The following is an 18,174-nucleotide window of genomic DNA, read 5'->3' on the forward strand; positions in this document are numbered from 1 at the left end:
TCCGTTTATCCGGCACCGGCAAAGTCAAATGCCAGCCGGCGATAAAATATTCAATCTTGTCTTCTATATAAGTTCGTTTTTCGTAAATTCAAGGCTGGCGATGAATTCAGGCACTGGTATTCACGTTATTACCTTGTGCCGGGCCATCCGCAGGCCCTTTTGACACCATCACCATCGCAGGACGAAGCACCCTGCCGTTGAGCGAGTAGCCTTTCTGCATCACAGCAACCACAGAGTTAGGCTCAGCGGTATCGCTCTCGACCAGACTCATTGCCTGGTGGAATTGCGGATCAAAGGGCTCACCCGTTGGATCAAGCGCCTCTACGTTGGATTTTTTCAGGCAGTCAAGGAAGCTCTTCAATGTCAGCTCAACCCCTTCCCGCAGTGCCACCACCTGCTCATCATTGCCCGTCGCTGCCTGCAAGGCGCGCTCAAGGTTGTCAATGACCGGCAACAACTCAGAAATCAATTTCTCCTGGCCGTACTTGTGTGCCTTTTCCACATCCTGCTCAGCACGGCGCCTGATATTCTGGACTTCCGCATGCAATCGCAGGACTTCATTCTGCTTCTCTGCCAATTCGGCCTCAGTTGCAGCCAATTTGCCCGCCATGTCCAACTCAGCCTCACCGGCAGACTCACCAGTTTCCGGGCTATCATCACCAGCATTGGCGTTGCCTGCTGCTGTCTCAGCTTCTTGTTGATCTTCGCTAACCTCTTCAAAAGAGGGGCTTTCTGTATTTTGCTCTTCTGCTTCAGGTCGCTTTGTCGATTCTTCGCTCATAGTCCAATTACCTTCAAACCGATGTTTCTTGCCACTGTGTGCTGAATATGGGGACGGCATGCTATGATTCAAGTGTTAATTTCAGTATTTTTCACAACACCCCAACCGCTCTTCTTCAGAACGGCAAACGGACATTGCAGACAGGCTAGATCGACTGGATAGGCTGGTGAGAACAACATGCTCAGACACCTGACGATAAAGAATATAGCAATCGCTGAATCTCTGGACATTGAATTTCAGCCTGGTTTGACGGTGCTTACCGGTGAAACCGGAGCAGGTAAATCCATTATTCTAGGTGCCATGGGCCTGATCCTCGGAGACCGGGCTGACCGTGACGTGGTCAGAAGTGGCGCCAGCAAAGCCGACATCAGCGCTGAATTTGACATCAGCCGCCTGCCTCAGGCCATTAACTGGCTCATTTCACAGGAATTGCTGGAAGAGAACGATGTTGCCGCCCCCTGCCTCATCCGGCGCACAGTCAGCGCTGATGGCCGCTCCCGCGCCTGGATCAACGGTAGCCAGATGACCCTGCAAGCACTGTCTGCGTTCGGAAAGCTGCTGATGGACATTCATAGCCAGCATGAGCACCACTCTCTACTGCAAAGAGCGACCCAACTACGGCTGCTCGACGGTTATGCCGGTCTAACCAGCGATAGCGCCTCACTACAGACGTTGAGTGATCAAATCCGGCAAATTCAGCGAGATCTGGATGAGCGCCAGCAGCAGCAAAAAGAGAAACAGGCACAGCTAGAACTGGTCAGCTACCAGTTGGAAGAACTGCAGAACCTGGAACTTGAAACCGGCGAAGTGGTAAAACTGGAAACGGAACTAGAGCAACTTGATAGCGCCGAAGACCGCATACGCACCCTAAGCGGGTTGATCAACCTGTGCCAGGAGAGCGAAGAAGGGAATCTTTGCCAGATGCTGCAACTGGCTAACCAGCAGATCCAGAGCATCAATGAAACCGGGCTGTCCTCCAGCCAGGAGCTGCTTGCCACCGCCTTAATCAACGTTGAGGAAGCCAGCAGCGAACTCAGGCAGCATCTGGACAAAATCGAAGTCGATCCGGAACGGCTGGATATGATCAATCAACGTCTTGCCGACATTCAGAAACTGGCTCGTAAACACAAAGTCGGCACCAGTGACCTGCCACACCTGCAAACAGAGCTGGAAGCAGAGCTGGCTCAGGGCGTTGAACTGGACCAGTCCCTGACCAGCATGCAACAAGAGCTGGAGAAGCTGAAAGAAGAGTGGCAAAAACGGGCTGCCGGCATCAGTAAACAGCGCCGCAAGGCTGCTAAGTCATTGTCCAGGGACATTAACGCTCAGTTGGCTGAACTAGCCATGCCCGATGCCAGGCTGAGCATTGTATTTACTGACATTGATGCGGAGCGGGCCAGCGGACTGGGGCTTGAGCAAGCGGAATACTACATTGCCACCAACACCGGTCAGGCGGCAAAACCACTTAGCAAAATAGCTTCGGGCGGCGAATTATCGAGAATCAGTCTGGCTATTCAGGTCATTACAGCCAAAACCACGCAAACGCCAACCCTGGTGTTTGACGAGGTGGATGTCGGTATAGGCGGAGCAGTGGCTCGAACCGTGGGCAAGCTGCTACGACAACTGGGTGAGCGGAGTCAGATTCTGTGTGTTACCCACCAGGCGCTGGTCGCCGGTCAGGCACACCAGCACTTACATGTCAGCAAGAACACCAGTGCCGGACAAACCTTGTCGCAAGTGAACACCCTCTGCAAGCAGGAAAGACTGGAGGAGGTTGCACGAATGCTGGGCGGGGAAACAGATAATCAAGGGAACCCCAGCGAAGAATCTCTGGCTCATGCCAGAGAGGTCACGCTGGAGCAATCAGGTTAAGATAACCTTAACCTGGGCGTACCGCGGTCACTAGCTGGCTTTCTGGCAATCTCCGCAGATACCATAGAGATACAGCGAGTGATCGGTAATTTCAAAGCCGTATTCAGCAGCAATTTTGTCCTGACGTTCTTCGATGATTTCATCAAAAAACTCTTCCACTTTGCCACATTTGTTGCAGACGATATGGTCGTGGTGCTCCACTGTGTGGAGTTCAAAGACCGAATGACCGCCTTCAAAACGGTGGCGCATTACCAGGCCCGCAGACTCAAACTGGGTCAGTACCCGATAGACTGTTGCCAACCCTACTTCTTCACCCTGGTCAATCAGCGCTTTGTACACATCTTCGGCGCTGAGATGCCGGGTCTCAGAATTTTCCAGCAATTGCAGAATTTTCACCCGAGGCAGTGTGACCTTCAGGCCGGCTTTTCTTAGTTCCTGATTCTCCGAAGACATAATCCTTCTCTGATCGTTGTTAGATGGTTCAATTGAATGGATAGGCTGATAACTTCATGGTAAAACAGGTAAGCTGTTTTACCCATGTATCCGGCTAGGGTATTATGCACACTAATGTCACATGATGAAAGCAACTGAAGCTCAACTATGATGAATTTACTAGGCAAACAAGGCGCTCCGCGTATTCTTTCTTGCGCGGCGGCATGTTTACTCGCGCTAACGCTTGGCGCCTGCTCCTCCATACCTGTACCCAACTTTCCCGGCGTTTACAAGATACCAATTGCGCAGGGCAACATCATCACCCAGGAGATGATAGACCAGCTTGAGCCAGGCATGACCCGTCGCCAGGTCATTTATGTCATGGGGACTCCGCTGGTACGTGACCCATATAACCAGGATCGCTGGGACTATGTCTTCAACTACCAGCCAGGCGGCGAAGAACGTGGCCAGGAACGTATCAGCCTGCATTTCGAAAACGACGCCCTGACACGCTTTGAAGGTGATTTCGAGCCGGCTGAAGGTGCGGCATGGTACAGCGTTAGCCAGGATACCGCAGAAGCCTCTGATACTGACGCCAGTTGATACCCCCTTATGGAAGCGACAATCAGTAAAACCATAGAGAAAGCCCACGACATCTGTCAGCAACAAGGGGCGCGCCTGACTGAGAAGCGCAAACGGGTACTTTCAGTGGTCCTGACAGCACCCGGCCCACTCTCTGCTTATGAAGTCGCAGACCTATACCGTGAACGCTTTGACCAGTCCCTCTCGGTAATGTCTGTTTACCGAATGCTGAATTTTTTGAAAGACAATGAGCTGGTTCACCGGCTTGAGACGACAAACCAGTATCTGCCCTGTTCACACATCAGTTGTCGTCACCCACACGAAATCCCACAGTTCCTCATCTGTGACAAATGCCGGAATGTCAGTGAAATCGGTATTCGACGCGAGGTATTACAGGAACTCAGTGCCAATATCGAAGGCAGTGGCTTCAAACTGGCCGAACAGCAATTGGAGTTTCACGGCCTTTGCGAGCAATGCCAGTCCTCATGAACGCCAGTGATACATCAAACCTTTTTGAGCTTGACGTATCACTTTCAGTATATCGCAACCGTATCAGGATATTATAAAGACACCGCCGGCAATTGCTGGGAGCGGCTCATCTGCTCCAGTGTCGACATCCCTGGATTGAACTCCCGGTGACAGGTTTCACAGGTTTGAATCAACTGCCCGCCGGCACGAACCATTAACTCAGTATTACGCGCTTTGACAGCATTCAGGGCACGGGCTCCGTCTTCGCTCAACTGTGTAGCCAGGGCTCGCCACCGCGGGTTGCCAGCATGCTCGGCATCCATGCTACCGGTACCCGGAACGGTCAGCAAAGTGCCACCTACCTGAATCTGAAACGTCGCCCGCTCCAGCTCACGCCAGTCCCTGTCTGTCTGAGGGTTATTCCAGGTAGCCGCCCAATAGGGGTCTGCAGCCAGATTGACCAATGAAACCATGATTTCCTCATGGCTGACAGGCAAACGTTCGACAGTTTGCGAGGTTGTCGTTTCACCACCACCGCAGGCACTTAGCATCAGTGCCGACAAAACTGCCACGGTCATTGGTCTGCCATGCTTCGCTATGGTTTGTTTCAGGTCAATCATTGTCAGCTCCTGTTATTGTTTTTGATCATGCAGTGTCTTAATCGTATGCGCAAGCCATGCTAAAGACAACTGCGGAAATGAACTCATGTTTTATCACATCCGTGCCATGACGCAAAAATAGCACAACAATGTGATCAGACAGTGACGGTCAGTTGGCGAACTGCCGTGCGAAAGCCCGCAAATCATCAACGCCAAGCACATCATGTGCACTGAGCGTGAGGTCTTGTCGCTCAATATGCCCTAGCTGCGTATTAAGATCCTGCAAATGTATCTCTTCCTGTGCCTTTCTTTCTGCGAGAAAACCCGTCAGACCCTCTGCCGGCAAACGCTTGTTAACAACCAGTCCAGCCACATCAACTCCGGTTCGTTTGAGTTGTTTGGCCAGCTCAATACTTTCCAGCACCGGAAGTCGCTCTGCTGCCAGTACTATCACGAAACCACTGTAGTTCTGGTCCAGTAACTTTTCTCTCAGGTTGGCAAACCGCTGTTTACGGCGATTCAATATACGACGAATTTTACTTTCACGGTCCTCATCATGCGCTGCCGGCTCAGCTCCAAGCATGTTATTGCCCACTGAACGGTCCTTGCCAAGCGTATTCAAAACAGCAGTGAACTTATCCGCTTTTTCTCTACGCTTTATCAATCCTTCAGTCCATACGGACATCATTTCCGGAAGAGCCATCAACCGGGCAGTGTGTCCCGAAGGCGCAGTATCGAAAATCACCAGATCATAGTCATCATGCTGCTCTACCACCTCAGCAATTCTCTCCAGCATCGCTGCTTCCTGCATGCCGGGTGCTTCACGAGACAACTCTATATGCTTATCCACTTCTCCCGCCATACCCGCAGGCATCAACCGGCGCAATGCAGAAGAAACTTCCTGCAGGTGGGACTCCACCGTCTTCTCCGGATCCAGCTCCATTCCATCGAGACCTGGCGCCAGGCGTACCGCTTTGGGGCCAATTTTACGCCCAAACAGATGACCGAGATTGTGAGCAGGGTCAGTGGAAACCAGCAAGACTCGCTTGCCGGCATCAGCCATTGCCAGGGCAGTCGCCGACGAGACCGTTGTTTTGCCCACACCGCCTTTACCACCAAAGAAAAGCACGCTGCGTTGTGACGCCAGACTTAACAGCATGAGATATGATCCAAAGGGGACTTTTCCATACCCATGCGATGGTGCCAATCATGGAAACGGTCATAAACCACCGGCAGTAATTCCATTGTGTAATAGGTCGCAGGATTCGGGACTCCGAGTGACTCTGAAAAAACCATCAGCATAAACAAATCATCTTCCTCTCGCTGAGCTCTCGCGAAAGACTGCCGGTATGGAGCCACATAAAATTCTTTAACACCTCTTTCCACTTTACGCCAGAACTGCCCTGCCCTGGCGATAGCAGATAATTCTTCAGGTTGACTATCATCTGAATCTGTCATTGTTCCCGACTCCTACTCTGGGGCACGCTAATCTTATTGGGCTATTTCATACAGCACTATGAACGGCGCTTTTTGGCACGCTGCAGTCGCGCCTGTTTTGGATCAATCAACAGCGGCCGGTAAATCTCCAGCCGATCTCCTGATTTTACTTCATATTGCGCTGGCAAAGGACGACTGCGACCGTCCAGCAAACTGGCAAAGACACCCACTTTCAACTCATCTGCATCCAGTTCAGGATGATCACTGAGTATCTGGCTCTCCAGGATGGCCCCCATTGCCGTAGTACCAGGCTGAACTACCACCTTTCTGACATCCTGTTTCTCAGGCAGCGCATAGACTACGCTGACAGCAATACCCGACATATTATCCAGCACCTGATCAGCCATAGACTTTTCGTGCCCGCTCAACCAGCGCATCCACAAGGTTATTCGCCGAGTGCTGAAACAGCTTTTCCATTGCTGCACCCAACATGCCACCCGCCCAGTCAAACTTCATGTCCAGGCTGACTTTGCAAGCCGTATCCGACAACGGGCGGAATCGCCAGATGGCATCAAAATGCCGGAAGGGTCCATCCAGCAAGGTCATATACATTGCTGTTGGCGCTTCAAGCTGGTTTTGTGTGGTGAAACTGTATTTCAAACCAGCCTTCCCCAGTGTCAGTCGCCCAGTAAGCAGCGCATCGGTTCTTTCCAGCACCTCGGCATTAATACATCCCTGCATAAATTCCGGGTAATGCTCTATGTCATTCACCAGGGCAAACATCTGCTCAGCAGAATATTCTACCAGCGCACTTCTCTCTATCGTCACCATATCAACTAAATTTCATGTCCGGCTATTTCGATGTATTTCAGAGCCTACAGGGCACCGGTTATCAGGCTGACCAGGTCCACTGCAAAGTACTTAGCCGCCACAGAGTTTATAAACACGAACAGTAACACAACCGGCACAAAGGTCCGCAGTGAAAAGCTCAGGTAACGCTGTAAGACCGACCCCTTAAAAGTGGCATCACCATCAGTCAACTCATCAACAAAGCCCTCTTTCCAGCGAGTCGCACACAGCATACAGGCGAACAGACCAACCAACGGCAGAATGACTTCAGAGAAAGTATCAGCAATCAGATCGAACAGGGATTTGGTGCCACCACCATAATCAATGAACGATGTCAGCCCGGGTGACATGCCAAACGACAGTGAAGCGAGCAAAGCGCAAACTGTCACGGCAACGGCCTGTACCAGCACCGCTTTTTTCCGCGAAAAGTTCCATTCGTCGATCATGTAGGAAATAGGGATTTCCAGGATGGAGACCAGGGAAGTCAAAGCGGCAAAAAATACCAGCGCAAAAAACACCGCTGCTGCCAGACTGGCACCGAAATAGCCTACTCCATCCTGCATGGACAGAAATATCTGTGGCAAGTAGGTAAAAATCAGGCCGACACTGCTGGTCGAGAGATCGTCAGGGTTGGTTTCCGGGTTAAAAGCGAAAATGGCTGGCAGAATCAGCAAGCCAGCCATGAAAGCGACCGACGTATCGGCGATAGCGACCATTTTCCCGGAACCGACGATATGATCATTTTTATTAAAGTATGAGCCATAGGTAATCATGATGCCCATGCCCAGCGAAAGTGAGAAGAATGCCTGGTTCAGCGCTGCATTAATCACCCCACCGTTAAAACGACTGAAATCAGGGATCAGATAGTAGCTGACCCCGAGACCCGCATCATCCAGTGTCAGCACGAAAGCGATCAAACCGATCAGCATCACCGCCAATGTCGGCATCAGCACGCGAGCCAGGCGTTCAATACCGCCCTTTACCCCACCCAGCAATACACCAAACACCACCACCTGCAGCAAAATAAACCAGGGGAAGATACCAGGGGAGCCGGTCATTTCCGGGAAGGCCGATGCCGTGGCCAGCATATCCAGGCCACCGGTAACGGTGCGGAACAGGAAAATCAGAATCCAGATAGTCACGACGGTATAAAATACCGCAATCATAAATGGCGTCAGAATGGCCAGCATGCCTGCCAATTGCCAGCCTTGTGAACCACCCGACAATGCCGTGAATGCGCCTACGGGATTTCGACGGGTATGGCGCCCAATGGCAATCTCAGCCAGCAGCACCGGGAAGCAGATTAAAGCCACAAACAGCAGGTAAACCAGTAAAAAAACAGCCCCTCCATTTTTGGAGGCCATTACCGGAAAGGCAACCAGGTTACCCAAACCGACAGCTGAACCCGCCGCTGCCAGCACAAACCCCAAACGCGAACTGAACTGACCGCGATCAATAGCCATACGCTTCCCTCTTATTATCAATCCGCCGATTCTAGCAATGCGAAAAATAGACGGTCAATTTGAGTATATCCTATGTATTCCCTGTATAATGCCCGGTTATGGCAAAATCCAAGAAATCAAAAACTCCAGACAATACCATTGTTCGCAATAAAAAGGCGCAACACGAATTCTTTATTGAAGACAGTTTTGAGGCCGGCATTGCGCTTGAAGGGTGGGAAGTGAAGGCGCTGCGCGAAAAGAAAGTGCAGCTGGTGGACAGCTATGTCCTGCTCAAAGATGGTGAAGCATTCCTGCTTGGCTGCCGGATCAACCCGCTCGAGACCAGCAGCACCCATGTTATTGCCGACCCTGACCGGACGCGAAAACTGCTGCTTCACAAGAAAGAACTGGCACGCCTGTTTTCCAGCGTGCAGCAAAAAGGTCATGCCTGCGTCGCGACTACCCTTTACTGGAAGAACCACCTGGTAAAGTGCAAAATTGCGCTGGCCAAGGGCAAGAAAGACCATGACAAGCGCGCCACAGTGAAAGACCGCGAGTGGAATATCGAAAAGAACCGTGTACTGCGCCAGCACAATCGCTAACAGCCTTGCGCCCGCGGTTGCTGCACTCAGTCTATAGCGCCCTCCTCAGTCGCACAGGGATCGTCAATCAGTGAACATTGCAAAAAACCGGCCTTTAAAAGTCGCCATTTTTGACTGGGACGGCACAGTCGTCGACTCGGTCGAGCACATCACAGATTGCCTCCACTTTGCCGCCACACATATTGGCCTGCCTGCACTTGCGCGGGAGCAGTACCGGAATATCATCGGCCTGGGGCTTGTGGAAGCATTGCGCAGCCTGTATCCCCAAATCACTCAGGACCAGATGCAAAGCATGAGAAATGCCTACAGTAAGCATTTCATGGCCACATCAGCGTCTCACCAACGCGCTTTCCACGGCATTCCGGATCTTCTGCAAACATTAAAAGATGCTGGCATTTACTGCGCCGTTGCCACTGGGAAAAGCCGTAAAGGGCTGAACCTGGCGCTGGAGTCATCCCGCCTGTCTGGCCACTTTGACCTGACCCGATGCGCTGACGAAACACGCTCCAAACCTGACCCGGCAATGCTAAATGAAATCCTGACTGAGCTGGACTTGCCGCCCTGCGCAGCGATCATGATCGGCGACACCAGTTACGACCTGGAAATGGCGCAACGCATTGATATGCCAGCCATAGGCGTCAAGTGGGGCGTGCACCCGCCAGAGACTCTGAGCGCCTTTTCGCCGATAGCGATTGTGGATTCTGCCAGCGAACTTGCTCAAACACTGCATGCACGGATGGCCACAGATAATTAGATCGTCCCACTATGTCTCTGCCAGGGTCTGCCAGGCCGTCCCTCACCCGCCAGCACAGACGCTGCAGTTCGAGTGCAATTACTTAGTGGCTTTCCTCCTTCTGTGCTACACTGTTACTGTGTTATGACAAATAGCACATTACCTGGGGCTGATTTGGATTCGACGCCGATATCAAACTCCAAGGTGCATGTCGAGAGGGTATAGACTCTCGTAAATCAATCTATGCAACTTATATAGTTGCCAACGACGAAAACTACGCTCTCGCAGCCTAAATAGAGCTGTGAGCGATTGCCACCGGGATGCCTGTAAACCAGTGATCGCAATCGTCATATAGAACAGGATCGCTAGCTAAGCGCGCCTGGCGCGAAGCGGTTAAAACTTACCAGGCTCGCCCGTAGACACCCTGCCCGTCGGGTCGTCAAGGGTTAACTGAATAGACGACGCTAAGCATGTAGATCCGAGGACAGCGGATTGGCGGACGCGGGTTCAACTCCCGCCAGCTCCACCAGTTAAAAAAGAAAAGGGGTACCATTTGGTACCCCTTTTCTTTTTCCATCCTTTTGTAACTCTGACCAGCGCTGGGCTCAATTTGCCACTCATTAGACCTTCCCGGCACAAACCAGTAAGGTATAAAGACTAACTCAGACAAATCATAATAGATCACACAAGAGGGGCTCTTGAACTTCCGCATGGCAAATGACGCAACAGAGAATACCGAGGCAATGCCCGGCCAGATCGAGACTGATTACACGATTGGCCAGGACAACCTGAAAGGAAAAATTGCTGGTGTGCGGTTCGATATCCACAACCCGGTATTTGTTATTTCTGCCATCGCCATAGTCCTGTTTGTGTTCTACACACTGCTTTTTCCCAACCAGGCTGAGTCGCTTTTTCAGGCCATGTTCAACCTCGCGACCCAGCAATTTGACTGGTACTTTCTGACAGCAGTCAACATCATCGTGATCTTTGCGCTGTTTCTGGTGTTTTCCCCCTACGGCAAGATTCGTATTGGCGGCCCCGATGCGACTCCGGATCACTCATACCCGAGCTGGCTGGCCCTGTTATTTTCAGCCGGTGTCGGTATTGGTCTGATGTACTACGGCGTCGCCGAGCCAATGACACATTTTTCCAACGCGCTGTCAGGTGAAATCACAGAAAATGGTACTCGGATAGATGTAGCACCACTGGGCGGTGCCGCAGGTGACACAAACGAGGCACTGCGCATAGGTATGGCTTCTGCCATTTACCACTGGTCATTACACGCCTGGGCGGTATATGGCATGGTCGCATTGTCGCTGGCCATCTTCTGTTATAACAAAGGTCTGCCGCTCTCCATCCGGTCTGCTTTCTACCCCTTACTGGGTGATCGTGTCTGGGGCTTCTGGGGCAATGTCATCGACACTATCGCAGTTTTTGCCACACTCTTCGGCCTGGCTACCTCACTGGGCCTGGGGGCCGCCCAGGCTAACGCCGGATTGAATGAACTGTTCGGTGTCCCCATCAGCACAACCACGGAAGTGCTGCTCATTCTTGGCATCACTGCCATTGCCATGGTATCCGTCCTCAGAGGCCTGGAGGGCGGGGTCAAAGTCCTATCTGAAATCAACATGAGTGCGGCTGTTCTGCTGGCGTTATTCGTTCTCGTCACTGGCCCCACACTTTATCTGCTGACGTTTTTTTGGGACAGCCTGATGGCCTACGGGCAATACATGATCCCACTGTCCAATCCTTTTGGCCGTGAAGATGTCAACTTCAGCCAGGACTGGACTGCCTTTTACTGGGCCTGGTGGATTTCCTGGTCTCCCTTCGTTGGCATGTTTATCGCGCGTGTCAGTCGGGGACGCACCGTGAGAGAGTTTTTAATTTGCGTGATGATCGTGCCAACCCTGGCTTGTGCAGCCTGGATGGCTATTTTTGGGGGTGCGGCTTTTCACCAGCTACTGGAACAAGGCCATAGTGCAGTACAGGAAGCCGCTTTGCCGCTTCAGCTATTCAAAATGCTCGGGGAGTTACCACTGGCCTCGATCACATCCTTCATTGGCATTGTGCTGGTCATCATTTTCTTTGTCACATCTTCAGACTCGGGTTCACTGGTCATCGATACCATCACCGCCGGGGGGAAGGTTGAGTCGCCCACGCCGCAGCGTGTGTTCTGGTGCATTTTCGAGGGTGCAGTTGCCATTGCATTGCTGCTGGGGGGAGGACTGGCCTCACTGCAGTCCATGGTGTTATCCACGGGTATTCTGTTCACGGCAGTGGTACTGATCATGTGCTGGAGCCTGCTCAAAGGATTACAGATGGAACCTGAAACACCCCCAACGTAGCAAAGAAGATGAAGGCCGGAAGAGTGAATATGCCAAGGTCAGCGCAAAAAGGAGCAGCGTAAAAGCAGTTCATTCCTGCTTTTCAGCAGCGTCCTTTTCTACTGTTTGGTTCCCTGCCTCTTCTACAGATTCTGCCTCTGGCTCTTCAGTTTCCGGAATCTCTTCAACAATCAAAGACAACCGCTCCGTTTCATGATCGACATGAATGGGCTCCAACTCCGGCAGCGACTTGCTGACTTTCGCAGATAGCTGACCAAAGCGCTCGACTTTGCCGATCAACCCCTGCTTACCTGCCAGAGCCGTCACGGTGCCATTAAACTGGTTGCTCACGGTATTCAGCGTATTGCCCAGCTTGTGCAGACGCTCAGCCACCGTACAAACCTGATTGTAGATATCACCGGCCTTTTCACTGATCTCCCGCGCTTCCGCATTGCTGCGCTCCATCATCCACAGATTGGAGACGGTTCGAAGGATAGGAATCAGCGTGGTATGTGAGACCAGGACAATATTTTTGGAGTAGCCAAATTCGAATAAGCTTTTGTCGGCCTTGAGTACTTCAATATAAGCTGGTTCGATTGGCATAAACATCAACACGAAACTCGGGCTGCGCATACCCACCAGGTTGGTATAGTCTTTTGAGGCAAGGTCATTGATATGCTGCCGCACCGCTTTCAGGTGCCGTGCCATGGCGACTTGATACGCCTCTGGAGACTCTGCACTCACCGCTTCATCGTAGGCATTCAACGAGACTTTGCTGTCGATAATGATTTGTTTGCCATCCGGCAGTTTAACCAGGTAATCAGTTTGCTTGCGCTTGCCCTCTTTATCTTTAAATGAGGATTGCACTTCGTAGTGCGCGTCTTCTATCAGACCACTCATTTCCAGTGTGCGACGTAGCTGTGCCTCACCCCAGGCACCGCGCTGCTGGGAGTCGCCTTTCAGTGCAGAAGTCAGGTTGCTGGCTTCTTTACTCATGGCCAGCCCGACATCCAGCACTTTGCGAATCTCTGCATTGAGATTGGTGGACTCTTTGGTAGAAGCGTCATGTACTTCATTCACACGCTTCTGGAACTCGGAAATTTGCTCACGGAAGGGCTTGAGCAAGTGATCAATGCTCGACTGACTGGTTTGCGTAAACGTTTTCCCTTTTTCTTCAAAAATCTTGTTGGCAAGATTTTCAAATTCCTTGGTCAGGGATTGGCGGGTATCGCTGAGTTGTTGCAGTTGCTGCTCAAAATGTTCTTCTTTGCGCTCCAGTGTCGTTCTGAGCTCCGTATGGTCATTGCTTAATGACTGATAACGTGCCTGCAACTGCTGGAACGCATCAACCTGACTTGCCAGCCGATCTCGCAGATCCCGGGCCTGTTCGCCCAGCGAACGAGCATCAACCTTCGCCGCTTCAAACTGCTTTTCAGCCGCATGTTGCTGCTCACGCGTCCGGTCCAGCCTTTGTTCCAGTTCCTGCCGTATTTGACGGTTCTCGGTGAGCTCGTCGGACAGCCGCTGAACCGTATCTTGAGCACTACCGAGCCTGGCTTCCAGTTGAGCCGTTTTACGGCTTTGCACCAGGACACCGACAACGATCCCGGCCAGTACACTGATAACGGTTGCAATGATTAACGTCATATCCATGGTTTTCTATACACTCAAAATAGGCTGGCGATGCTCACCACATCAGGTCGTCGGGTACCACATAATCTTTATAGGGGTCATCTGCTTCAGGCTGATCACTCCCTTTTTCAGCCCGAAACACCACAACCGAGGCATCACGCGCCAGCAGTTTTTCGGCCACTTCGGCAGGCACCAGCACAAAGCGGTTCCTGTCACGGCATATCGTCAGCACACCCGCTGCCAGCTTGTCCTGATCTTTCTTGCTGACATACACCTGCTTGACTTTCTTGGTCACTTTGCCGTCTATCGTCTGGGTTTCCGTAAAGTTAAAACGAATATCACCTTCCGGGCGTGTGCCATGTGTTTCCAACATCTGGCGAATATCTGCCTGCAGCGCTTTTTGTTTTTCAGCAGCCTGGCGTTGTAAATTGAGCTGTCGGTCACGCTCCGCTTTTTCTGCACGTTGTTGTGCAATTCTAGCCTGAGCGTCATTGCTTCCCTGTGCAGCTTTGCCAGCTTTACTCTGCTTTTGTTGCTTGGCCTGCTTGCGCTGTGCTTTTTGTGCGTCTTTGACTTTTTTCTGGTCGACCAGACCTGCTTTCAGCAGTTGATCTGCGAGTGATTTACCCATTTGTTATGTACCTGATGACTGTCAGTGCAATATTAATTCAGGCCAAGCTGAATATTGAAACAGGTGCCCAGCTTTTCGTCGGATGTTACCGACATATGCCCAAGATGGTGCTCTGTGACAATGAAGTAAGGATAAGACAGTCGCTGTTCCACCGGGCAAGCTTCTGCCTCTTCTGTCGAAGCGAAGAACGGCTCAAAGATACAAACCTGCGCCACCGGGCTCAAAGGCTGCCCCTGATGCGCTACTTTGATCCACATAGAGTCGAAAAAGCGGCCAATCTCCACATGGATTCGTGGCTGCTCATCATTTTTGTTGTTTTTCTCTTTCAATGCGTAGAAAGCGCTGCGCAGCAAACGCGTAAAGACCTGAATCAGCTCGGCCGGATAACAGGATACCTGCGGCAGATCAGTATCGTAGTGCCGGTCTATCTCCACATCACGAAACGCCAGCTCATCGGCATCGGCAAAAAGCTCGGTTGCCAGGGCAATGCTGGTCTCCATCAGCTCAGTCACATCCGCCTGTCGTTTGGTATCACCCGGACTGGCTGACAAGTCCAGCAGGTGCTGGGAAATGGCTGTCGCCTGTTGTGCACTTTGCTGGATAGCCTCAACCTCTTTCAGCAACTGAGCTTTGACATCACCCAGTTCGACCGCCTCTATTTTCCGTTGCGAGTCAGAGACACGCTGAAAGATAGTACTGATAGGGCGGTTCAGGTCATAAGCCATCGCTGAAGCCAGCTCACCCAGCGCTGACAGTTTATCCCGCTCAGCCACCTTGTTTTCGGCATTGACCTGCTTGGTAATATCAGAAATCAGAATAATCAGCCCCGTCTCATCCCTGTCTTTCAGGCGGTACAGAGTGAGATCGTAGCTGTATTGCCCAGGCTGGGTATGCTTGAAATTCTGCGGCTTGTCGCTCTCGAGCACATCCCGGACCTGGTTCTCGTCCAGCGTAATCGCAGGGTAAGCCTTCCACAGGTTCTGACCCAGCACATCATCAACCAGACGACCGGTGACGTCTTCTGCCGTTTTATTCCACTGCGTGACCTCCATCTGATCATTAATACCAATCAGCATCACAGGCATGGAATTCACAATACGGGAAATGTAGGCCTCGCGTTTGCGAAGCTGTTCCGCTGTTTTTTGCAGCACTTCAGTTCGCTGTGCTACCCGCTCTTCCAGCGTAGCTTTGATTTCCTTAAGCGCACGATTCGACTTGCCAGCTCGCAAATTCGCTCGAATCAGGAAAAAAAGCACCACCAAAAGAATGATAATTAACAGACTGGCACTGGTATTGGCGATGTATTGCCAGTTGGTGCGACCATCCTCATAACGAAAGACAGCAAAAATATCAGCATATGCGTTTAAGCTGATGCCAAGCAAAGTGACCAGGGCCAGGAGCTGCTTCATGAAACCATTCCTAGTTAAAACAACGTATTGACGATGAAATTCATGGCCTAATCCGACAACCATGACATAAACCCGGATTGTAACATGACTCAGTTACCATCCCGAGCAATCCAGGTCATCGCCAAGGCTTACAGGGCCACTCCACTGACCCAGGGTCTTTAACCCGCCCCTAACAACAAGACAGGCTTGAACTCCTGAGGTTCCGCGAAGTCCAGCTTAAATATCCAGACCCTCAAAATCACTGGCGTCATGACGTTCTGGCAGTTGCCGGTTTTCATCACCCCAGGTTTTATTAACCACGACACCACGGCGCACGGCTGGCCTTTGATTTAGCTGGTCCGCCCATCGGCGAACGTGCTGATAGGTAGTCACATCAAGGAATTTTTCAGCGTTATAAAGCTTGCCCTGAGCCAGTTGCCCGTACCAGGGCCAGATGGCCATATCAGCAATGGTATATGCACTGCCCGCAACATATTCCGATTTGGCCAATTGACGATCCAGCACATCCAGCTGGCGCTTGACCTCCATGGTGTAGCGATCAATGGGATACTGCCATCTCTCTGGTGCATACGCATAAAAATGACCGAAGCCCCCACCCAGATAAGGAGCACTGCCCATTAACCAGTGCAACCAGGCATTACATTGCGCCCGAGGCCTTGCCTCTGCAGGGAAAAACTCAGCAAACTTTTCGGCAAGATACGTCAAGATGGCACCTGACTCAAAAACAGCCAACGGCGCAGCTTTATCACTTTGATCCACCAGTGCCGGAATCTTTGAATTCGGGTTGATGTCGACAAACCCGCTACTGAATTGCTCTCCTTCAGTGATACGGATCAAGTGCGCATCATATTCAGCGCCGCTGTGCCCTTTTGCCAGCAATTCTTCCAACATTATGGTGACTTTTACGCCATTTGGCGTAGCCAGCGAGTAAAGCTGCAATGGGTGACTGCCTGTCGGCAACGCTTTCTCATGAGTCGCGCCGGCAATCGGACGGTTAATAGAGGCAAACTGCCCACCGCTTTCTCCCTGCCATTGCCAGACCTCTGGGGGTGTATATATGGCACCACTGGGTTCACTCATGTTGGGCTCCTTTATTTCAACAACAGCATAAATTCGGATACGGAACTGGAGTCTACGTCGGCGCTCTGGTGAGCGCAAACACCTTTCCCTCCCCCCTCTCAATCACCTTTGCTTAGAACTAAGCTTATGACTATGCTCATGACTTTCAGCTGTCCCACTTACTGCATTTCTGCGTTATCATCAGGCCATCTCAACCCACCCCAATGATCAGAGAGAGCAGCTATGGAACATCGTTATATTGGACGCAGCGGACTGCGAGTCAGCCCGATTTGCATGGGCACTATGAGCTTTGGTAGCTGGAGTGATGAAAAAGAATCCTTCCGTATCCTGGATATAGCCTACGAACGAGGCATCAACTTTTACGATACCGCTGAAGTATACCCCGTCCCCCCCAGAGCTGAGACAGTTGGAGACACAGAAACCATATTTGGCAAGTGGATCAAGCAAAAGAACAGGGATTCACTGATTATCGCGACAAAAGTCGCTGGCGCTGCATCCGGGTGGTTTGTACCGCCAATCCGGGCAGGTCTGACCGCGATTGACCGTCACCATATCGAGCGGGCAGTTGAAGGCAGCCTGAAACGCCTGGGCCTCGATTATATCGACTTGTATCAGGTGCACTGGCCCGATACGGTTGTGCCGATTGAAGAGTCCATGGAAGCACTCGACAGGCTGGTTGAGTCCGGTAAAGTGCGTTACCTGGGCACCTCCAATGATGACGCATACGGTCTGACCAAAGCCAATACCGTCGCCAAATACGAAGGGCTTGCCCGCTTTGAGTCAATCCAGAACAACTTCTCACTGTTGAACCGCCGTTTCCTGGACGAACTGGCCAAAGTCTGCCGCCAGGAAAAGGTCTCTCTGCTACCTTATTCACCTATTGGGGGCGGCGTGTTGAGCGGCAAATATAACGGCGGACAGGTACCTGCCAACAGCCGTTTTGGTGAATACCTTGAATTGGACAACCCACGTCAGCGGGCAATGGCTGACCGCTTTGTCAATCCCGGCACACTGGCGTCAACCGAAAAATATGTCGAAATCGCCAGGCAGGCTGGCATGTCGCCTGTCACACTGGCCACCGCCTGGAGCATGAACTTTGATTTCGTGGCATCCACCATCATTGGTGCCCGCACAGCTGATCAACTGGATGAATCACTGGCTGCGCTTGATGTCACACTGTCTGACGAGGTCCTGTCGGCTTGCAATGCCGTTCATAAAGAGTTCCCTTATCCGATGGGTTAAAGAATCATTTTGCCTCGAAGGGGTGGTTGTTTAATTCCATACCGCCCCTTTTCCAGCTA

The 18,174-nt window shown here is 51.7% G+C and carries 18 protein-coding genes, 1 other RNA gene and 1 pseudogene; 8 read left to right on the top strand and 12 right to left on the bottom strand.

Annotated features, from left to right (window positions below; genetic code table 11):
• Positions 1 to 106 precede the first annotated feature (106 nt).
• Positions 107 to 781, bottom strand: a complete 675-nt coding sequence (gene grpE / locus PSCS_RS05430) for a nucleotide exchange factor GrpE (RefSeq protein ID WP_068810782.1) — start codon at positions 779 to 781, stop codon at positions 107 to 109.
• A 177-nt stretch (positions 782 to 958) separates the two neighbouring features.
• On the opposite strand from grpE, the gene recN reads away from it, so the two are divergent.
• The gene (gene recN, locus PSCS_RS05435; protein WP_068810783.1) at positions 959 to 2,653 is read left to right on the top strand and encodes a DNA repair protein RecN; all 1,695 of its coding nucleotides are present in this window, start codon (positions 959 to 961) and stop codon (positions 2,651 to 2,653) included.
• A 30-nt stretch (positions 2,654 to 2,683) separates the two neighbouring features.
• Here recN and fur read toward each other — a convergent pair whose 3' ends face one another.
• Positions 2,684 to 3,106 (bottom strand): ferric iron uptake transcriptional regulator, encoded by a 423-nt coding sequence (gene fur, locus PSCS_RS05440; RefSeq protein WP_068810784.1) that lies wholly within the window; start codon positions 3,104 to 3,106, stop codon positions 2,684 to 2,686.
• Positions 3,107 to 3,256: 150 nt separating this feature from the next.
• Between fur and PSCS_RS15525 the strand changes: the two are divergent.
• Together PSCS_RS15525 and PSCS_RS05450 are read left to right on the top strand one after the other, a co-directional pair.
• A pseudogene (locus tag PSCS_RS15525) lies at positions 3,257 to 3,682 on the top strand (outer membrane protein assembly factor BamE); the annotation flags it as partial.
• A 15-nt stretch (positions 3,683 to 3,697) separates the two neighbouring features.
• The gene (locus PSCS_RS05450) at positions 3,698 to 4,156 is read left to right on the top strand and encodes a Fur family transcriptional regulator (RefSeq protein WP_068810786.1); all 459 of its coding nucleotides are present in this window, start codon (positions 3,698 to 3,700) and stop codon (positions 4,154 to 4,156) included.
• 71 nt (positions 4,157 to 4,227) lie between these two features.
• Here the strand turns inward: PSCS_RS05450 and PSCS_RS05455 are convergent, their stop codons facing one another.
• The 6 genes from PSCS_RS05455 to PSCS_RS05480 form a co-directional block, all read right to left on the bottom strand.
• Positions 4,228 to 4,755, bottom strand: a complete 528-nt coding sequence (locus tag PSCS_RS05455; protein WP_068810787.1) for a hypothetical protein — start codon at positions 4,753 to 4,755, stop codon at positions 4,228 to 4,230.
• A gap of 148 nt (positions 4,756 to 4,903) precedes the next feature.
• Positions 4,904 to 5,893 (bottom strand): ArsA family ATPase, encoded by a 990-nt coding sequence (locus PSCS_RS05460; protein ID WP_068810788.1) that lies wholly within the window; start codon positions 5,891 to 5,893, stop codon positions 4,904 to 4,906.
• The gene (locus tag PSCS_RS05465; protein ID WP_229694641.1) at positions 5,884 to 6,192 is read right to left on the bottom strand and encodes a cory-CC-star protein; all 309 of its coding nucleotides are present in this window, start codon (positions 6,190 to 6,192) and stop codon (positions 5,884 to 5,886) included. The genes PSCS_RS05460 and PSCS_RS05465 overlap by 10 nt, the downstream gene beginning before the upstream one ends.
• Positions 6,193 to 6,248: 56 nt before the next feature.
• On the bottom strand, positions 6,249 to 6,578 hold the full coding sequence (locus PSCS_RS05470; RefSeq protein ID WP_229694642.1) for an RnfH family protein: 330 nt from the start codon (positions 6,576 to 6,578) through the stop codon (positions 6,249 to 6,251).
• Complete coding sequence (locus PSCS_RS05475) at positions 6,571 to 7,002, bottom strand: type II toxin-antitoxin system RatA family toxin (protein ID WP_068810789.1); 432 nt, start codon at positions 7,000 to 7,002, stop codon at positions 6,571 to 6,573. The genes PSCS_RS05470 and PSCS_RS05475 overlap by 8 nt, the downstream gene beginning before the upstream one ends.
• Before the next feature lie 44 nt (positions 7,003 to 7,046).
• Positions 7,047 to 8,483 (bottom strand): sodium-dependent transporter, encoded by a 1,437-nt coding sequence (locus PSCS_RS05480; RefSeq protein WP_068810790.1) that lies wholly within the window; start codon positions 8,481 to 8,483, stop codon positions 7,047 to 7,049.
• A gap of 98 nt (positions 8,484 to 8,581) precedes the next feature.
• On the opposite strand from PSCS_RS05480, the gene smpB reads away from it, so the two are divergent.
• The 4 genes from smpB to PSCS_RS05500 all read left to right on the top strand — a co-directional run bounded on the left by smpB (position 8,582) and on the right by PSCS_RS05500 (position 12,142).
• Positions 8,582 to 9,064, top strand: coding sequence for an SsrA-binding protein SmpB (gene smpB / locus PSCS_RS05485; protein WP_068810791.1), 483 nt, complete (start codon positions 8,582 to 8,584; stop codon positions 9,062 to 9,064).
• Positions 9,065 to 9,134: 70 nt separating this feature from the next.
• A complete protein-coding gene (locus tag PSCS_RS05490; protein ID WP_068810792.1) occupies positions 9,135 to 9,818 on the top strand; it encodes an HAD family hydrolase in 684 nt (227 codons plus the stop codon).
• Between the two features lie 144 nt (positions 9,819 to 9,962).
• Positions 9,963 to 10,326: a transfer-messenger RNA gene (ssrA, locus tag PSCS_RS05495) on the top strand.
• Positions 10,327 to 10,507: 181 nt separating this feature from the next.
• Complete coding sequence (locus PSCS_RS05500; protein WP_068810793.1) at positions 10,508 to 12,142, top strand: BCCT family transporter; 1,635 nt, start codon at positions 10,508 to 10,510, stop codon at positions 12,140 to 12,142.
• A 69-nt stretch (positions 12,143 to 12,211) separates the two neighbouring features.
• On the opposite strand, the gene rmuC is transcribed toward PSCS_RS05500, so the two are convergent.
• The 4 genes from rmuC to yghU all read right to left on the bottom strand — a co-directional run bounded on the left by rmuC (position 12,212) and on the right by yghU (position 16,873).
• A complete protein-coding gene (gene rmuC, locus PSCS_RS05505) occupies positions 12,212 to 13,768 on the bottom strand; it encodes a DNA recombination protein RmuC (RefSeq protein ID WP_229694643.1) in 1,557 nt (518 codons plus the stop codon).
• Between the two features lie 40 nt (positions 13,769 to 13,808).
• Positions 13,809 to 14,384 carry a DUF2058 domain-containing protein gene (locus PSCS_RS05510; RefSeq protein WP_068810794.1) on the bottom strand — a complete coding sequence of 192 codons (576 nt, stop codon included), beginning with the start codon at positions 14,382 to 14,384 and terminating at the stop codon, positions 13,809 to 13,811.
• 32 nt (positions 14,385 to 14,416) lie between these two features.
• Positions 14,417 to 15,793 carry a PAS domain-containing protein gene (locus tag PSCS_RS05515; RefSeq protein ID WP_068810795.1) on the bottom strand — a complete coding sequence of 459 codons (1,377 nt, stop codon included), beginning with the start codon at positions 15,791 to 15,793 and terminating at the stop codon, positions 14,417 to 14,419.
• A gap of 216 nt (positions 15,794 to 16,009) precedes the next feature.
• Positions 16,010 to 16,873, bottom strand: coding sequence for a glutathione-dependent disulfide-bond oxidoreductase (gene yghU / locus PSCS_RS05520; protein ID WP_068810796.1), 864 nt, complete (start codon positions 16,871 to 16,873; stop codon positions 16,010 to 16,012).
• 222 nt (positions 16,874 to 17,095) lie between these two features.
• On the opposite strand from yghU, the gene PSCS_RS05525 reads away from it, so the two are divergent.
• Positions 17,096 to 18,115 carry an aldo/keto reductase gene (locus PSCS_RS05525; RefSeq protein WP_068810797.1) on the top strand — a complete coding sequence of 340 codons (1,020 nt, stop codon included), beginning with the start codon at positions 17,096 to 17,098 and terminating at the stop codon, positions 18,113 to 18,115.
• Positions 18,116 to 18,174 lie beyond the last annotated feature (59 nt).

Source organism: Pseudohongiella nitratireducens (assembly GCF_001642735.1).
GTDB lineage: Bacteria > Pseudomonadota > Gammaproteobacteria > Pseudomonadales > Pseudohongiellaceae > Pseudohongiella > Pseudohongiella nitratireducens.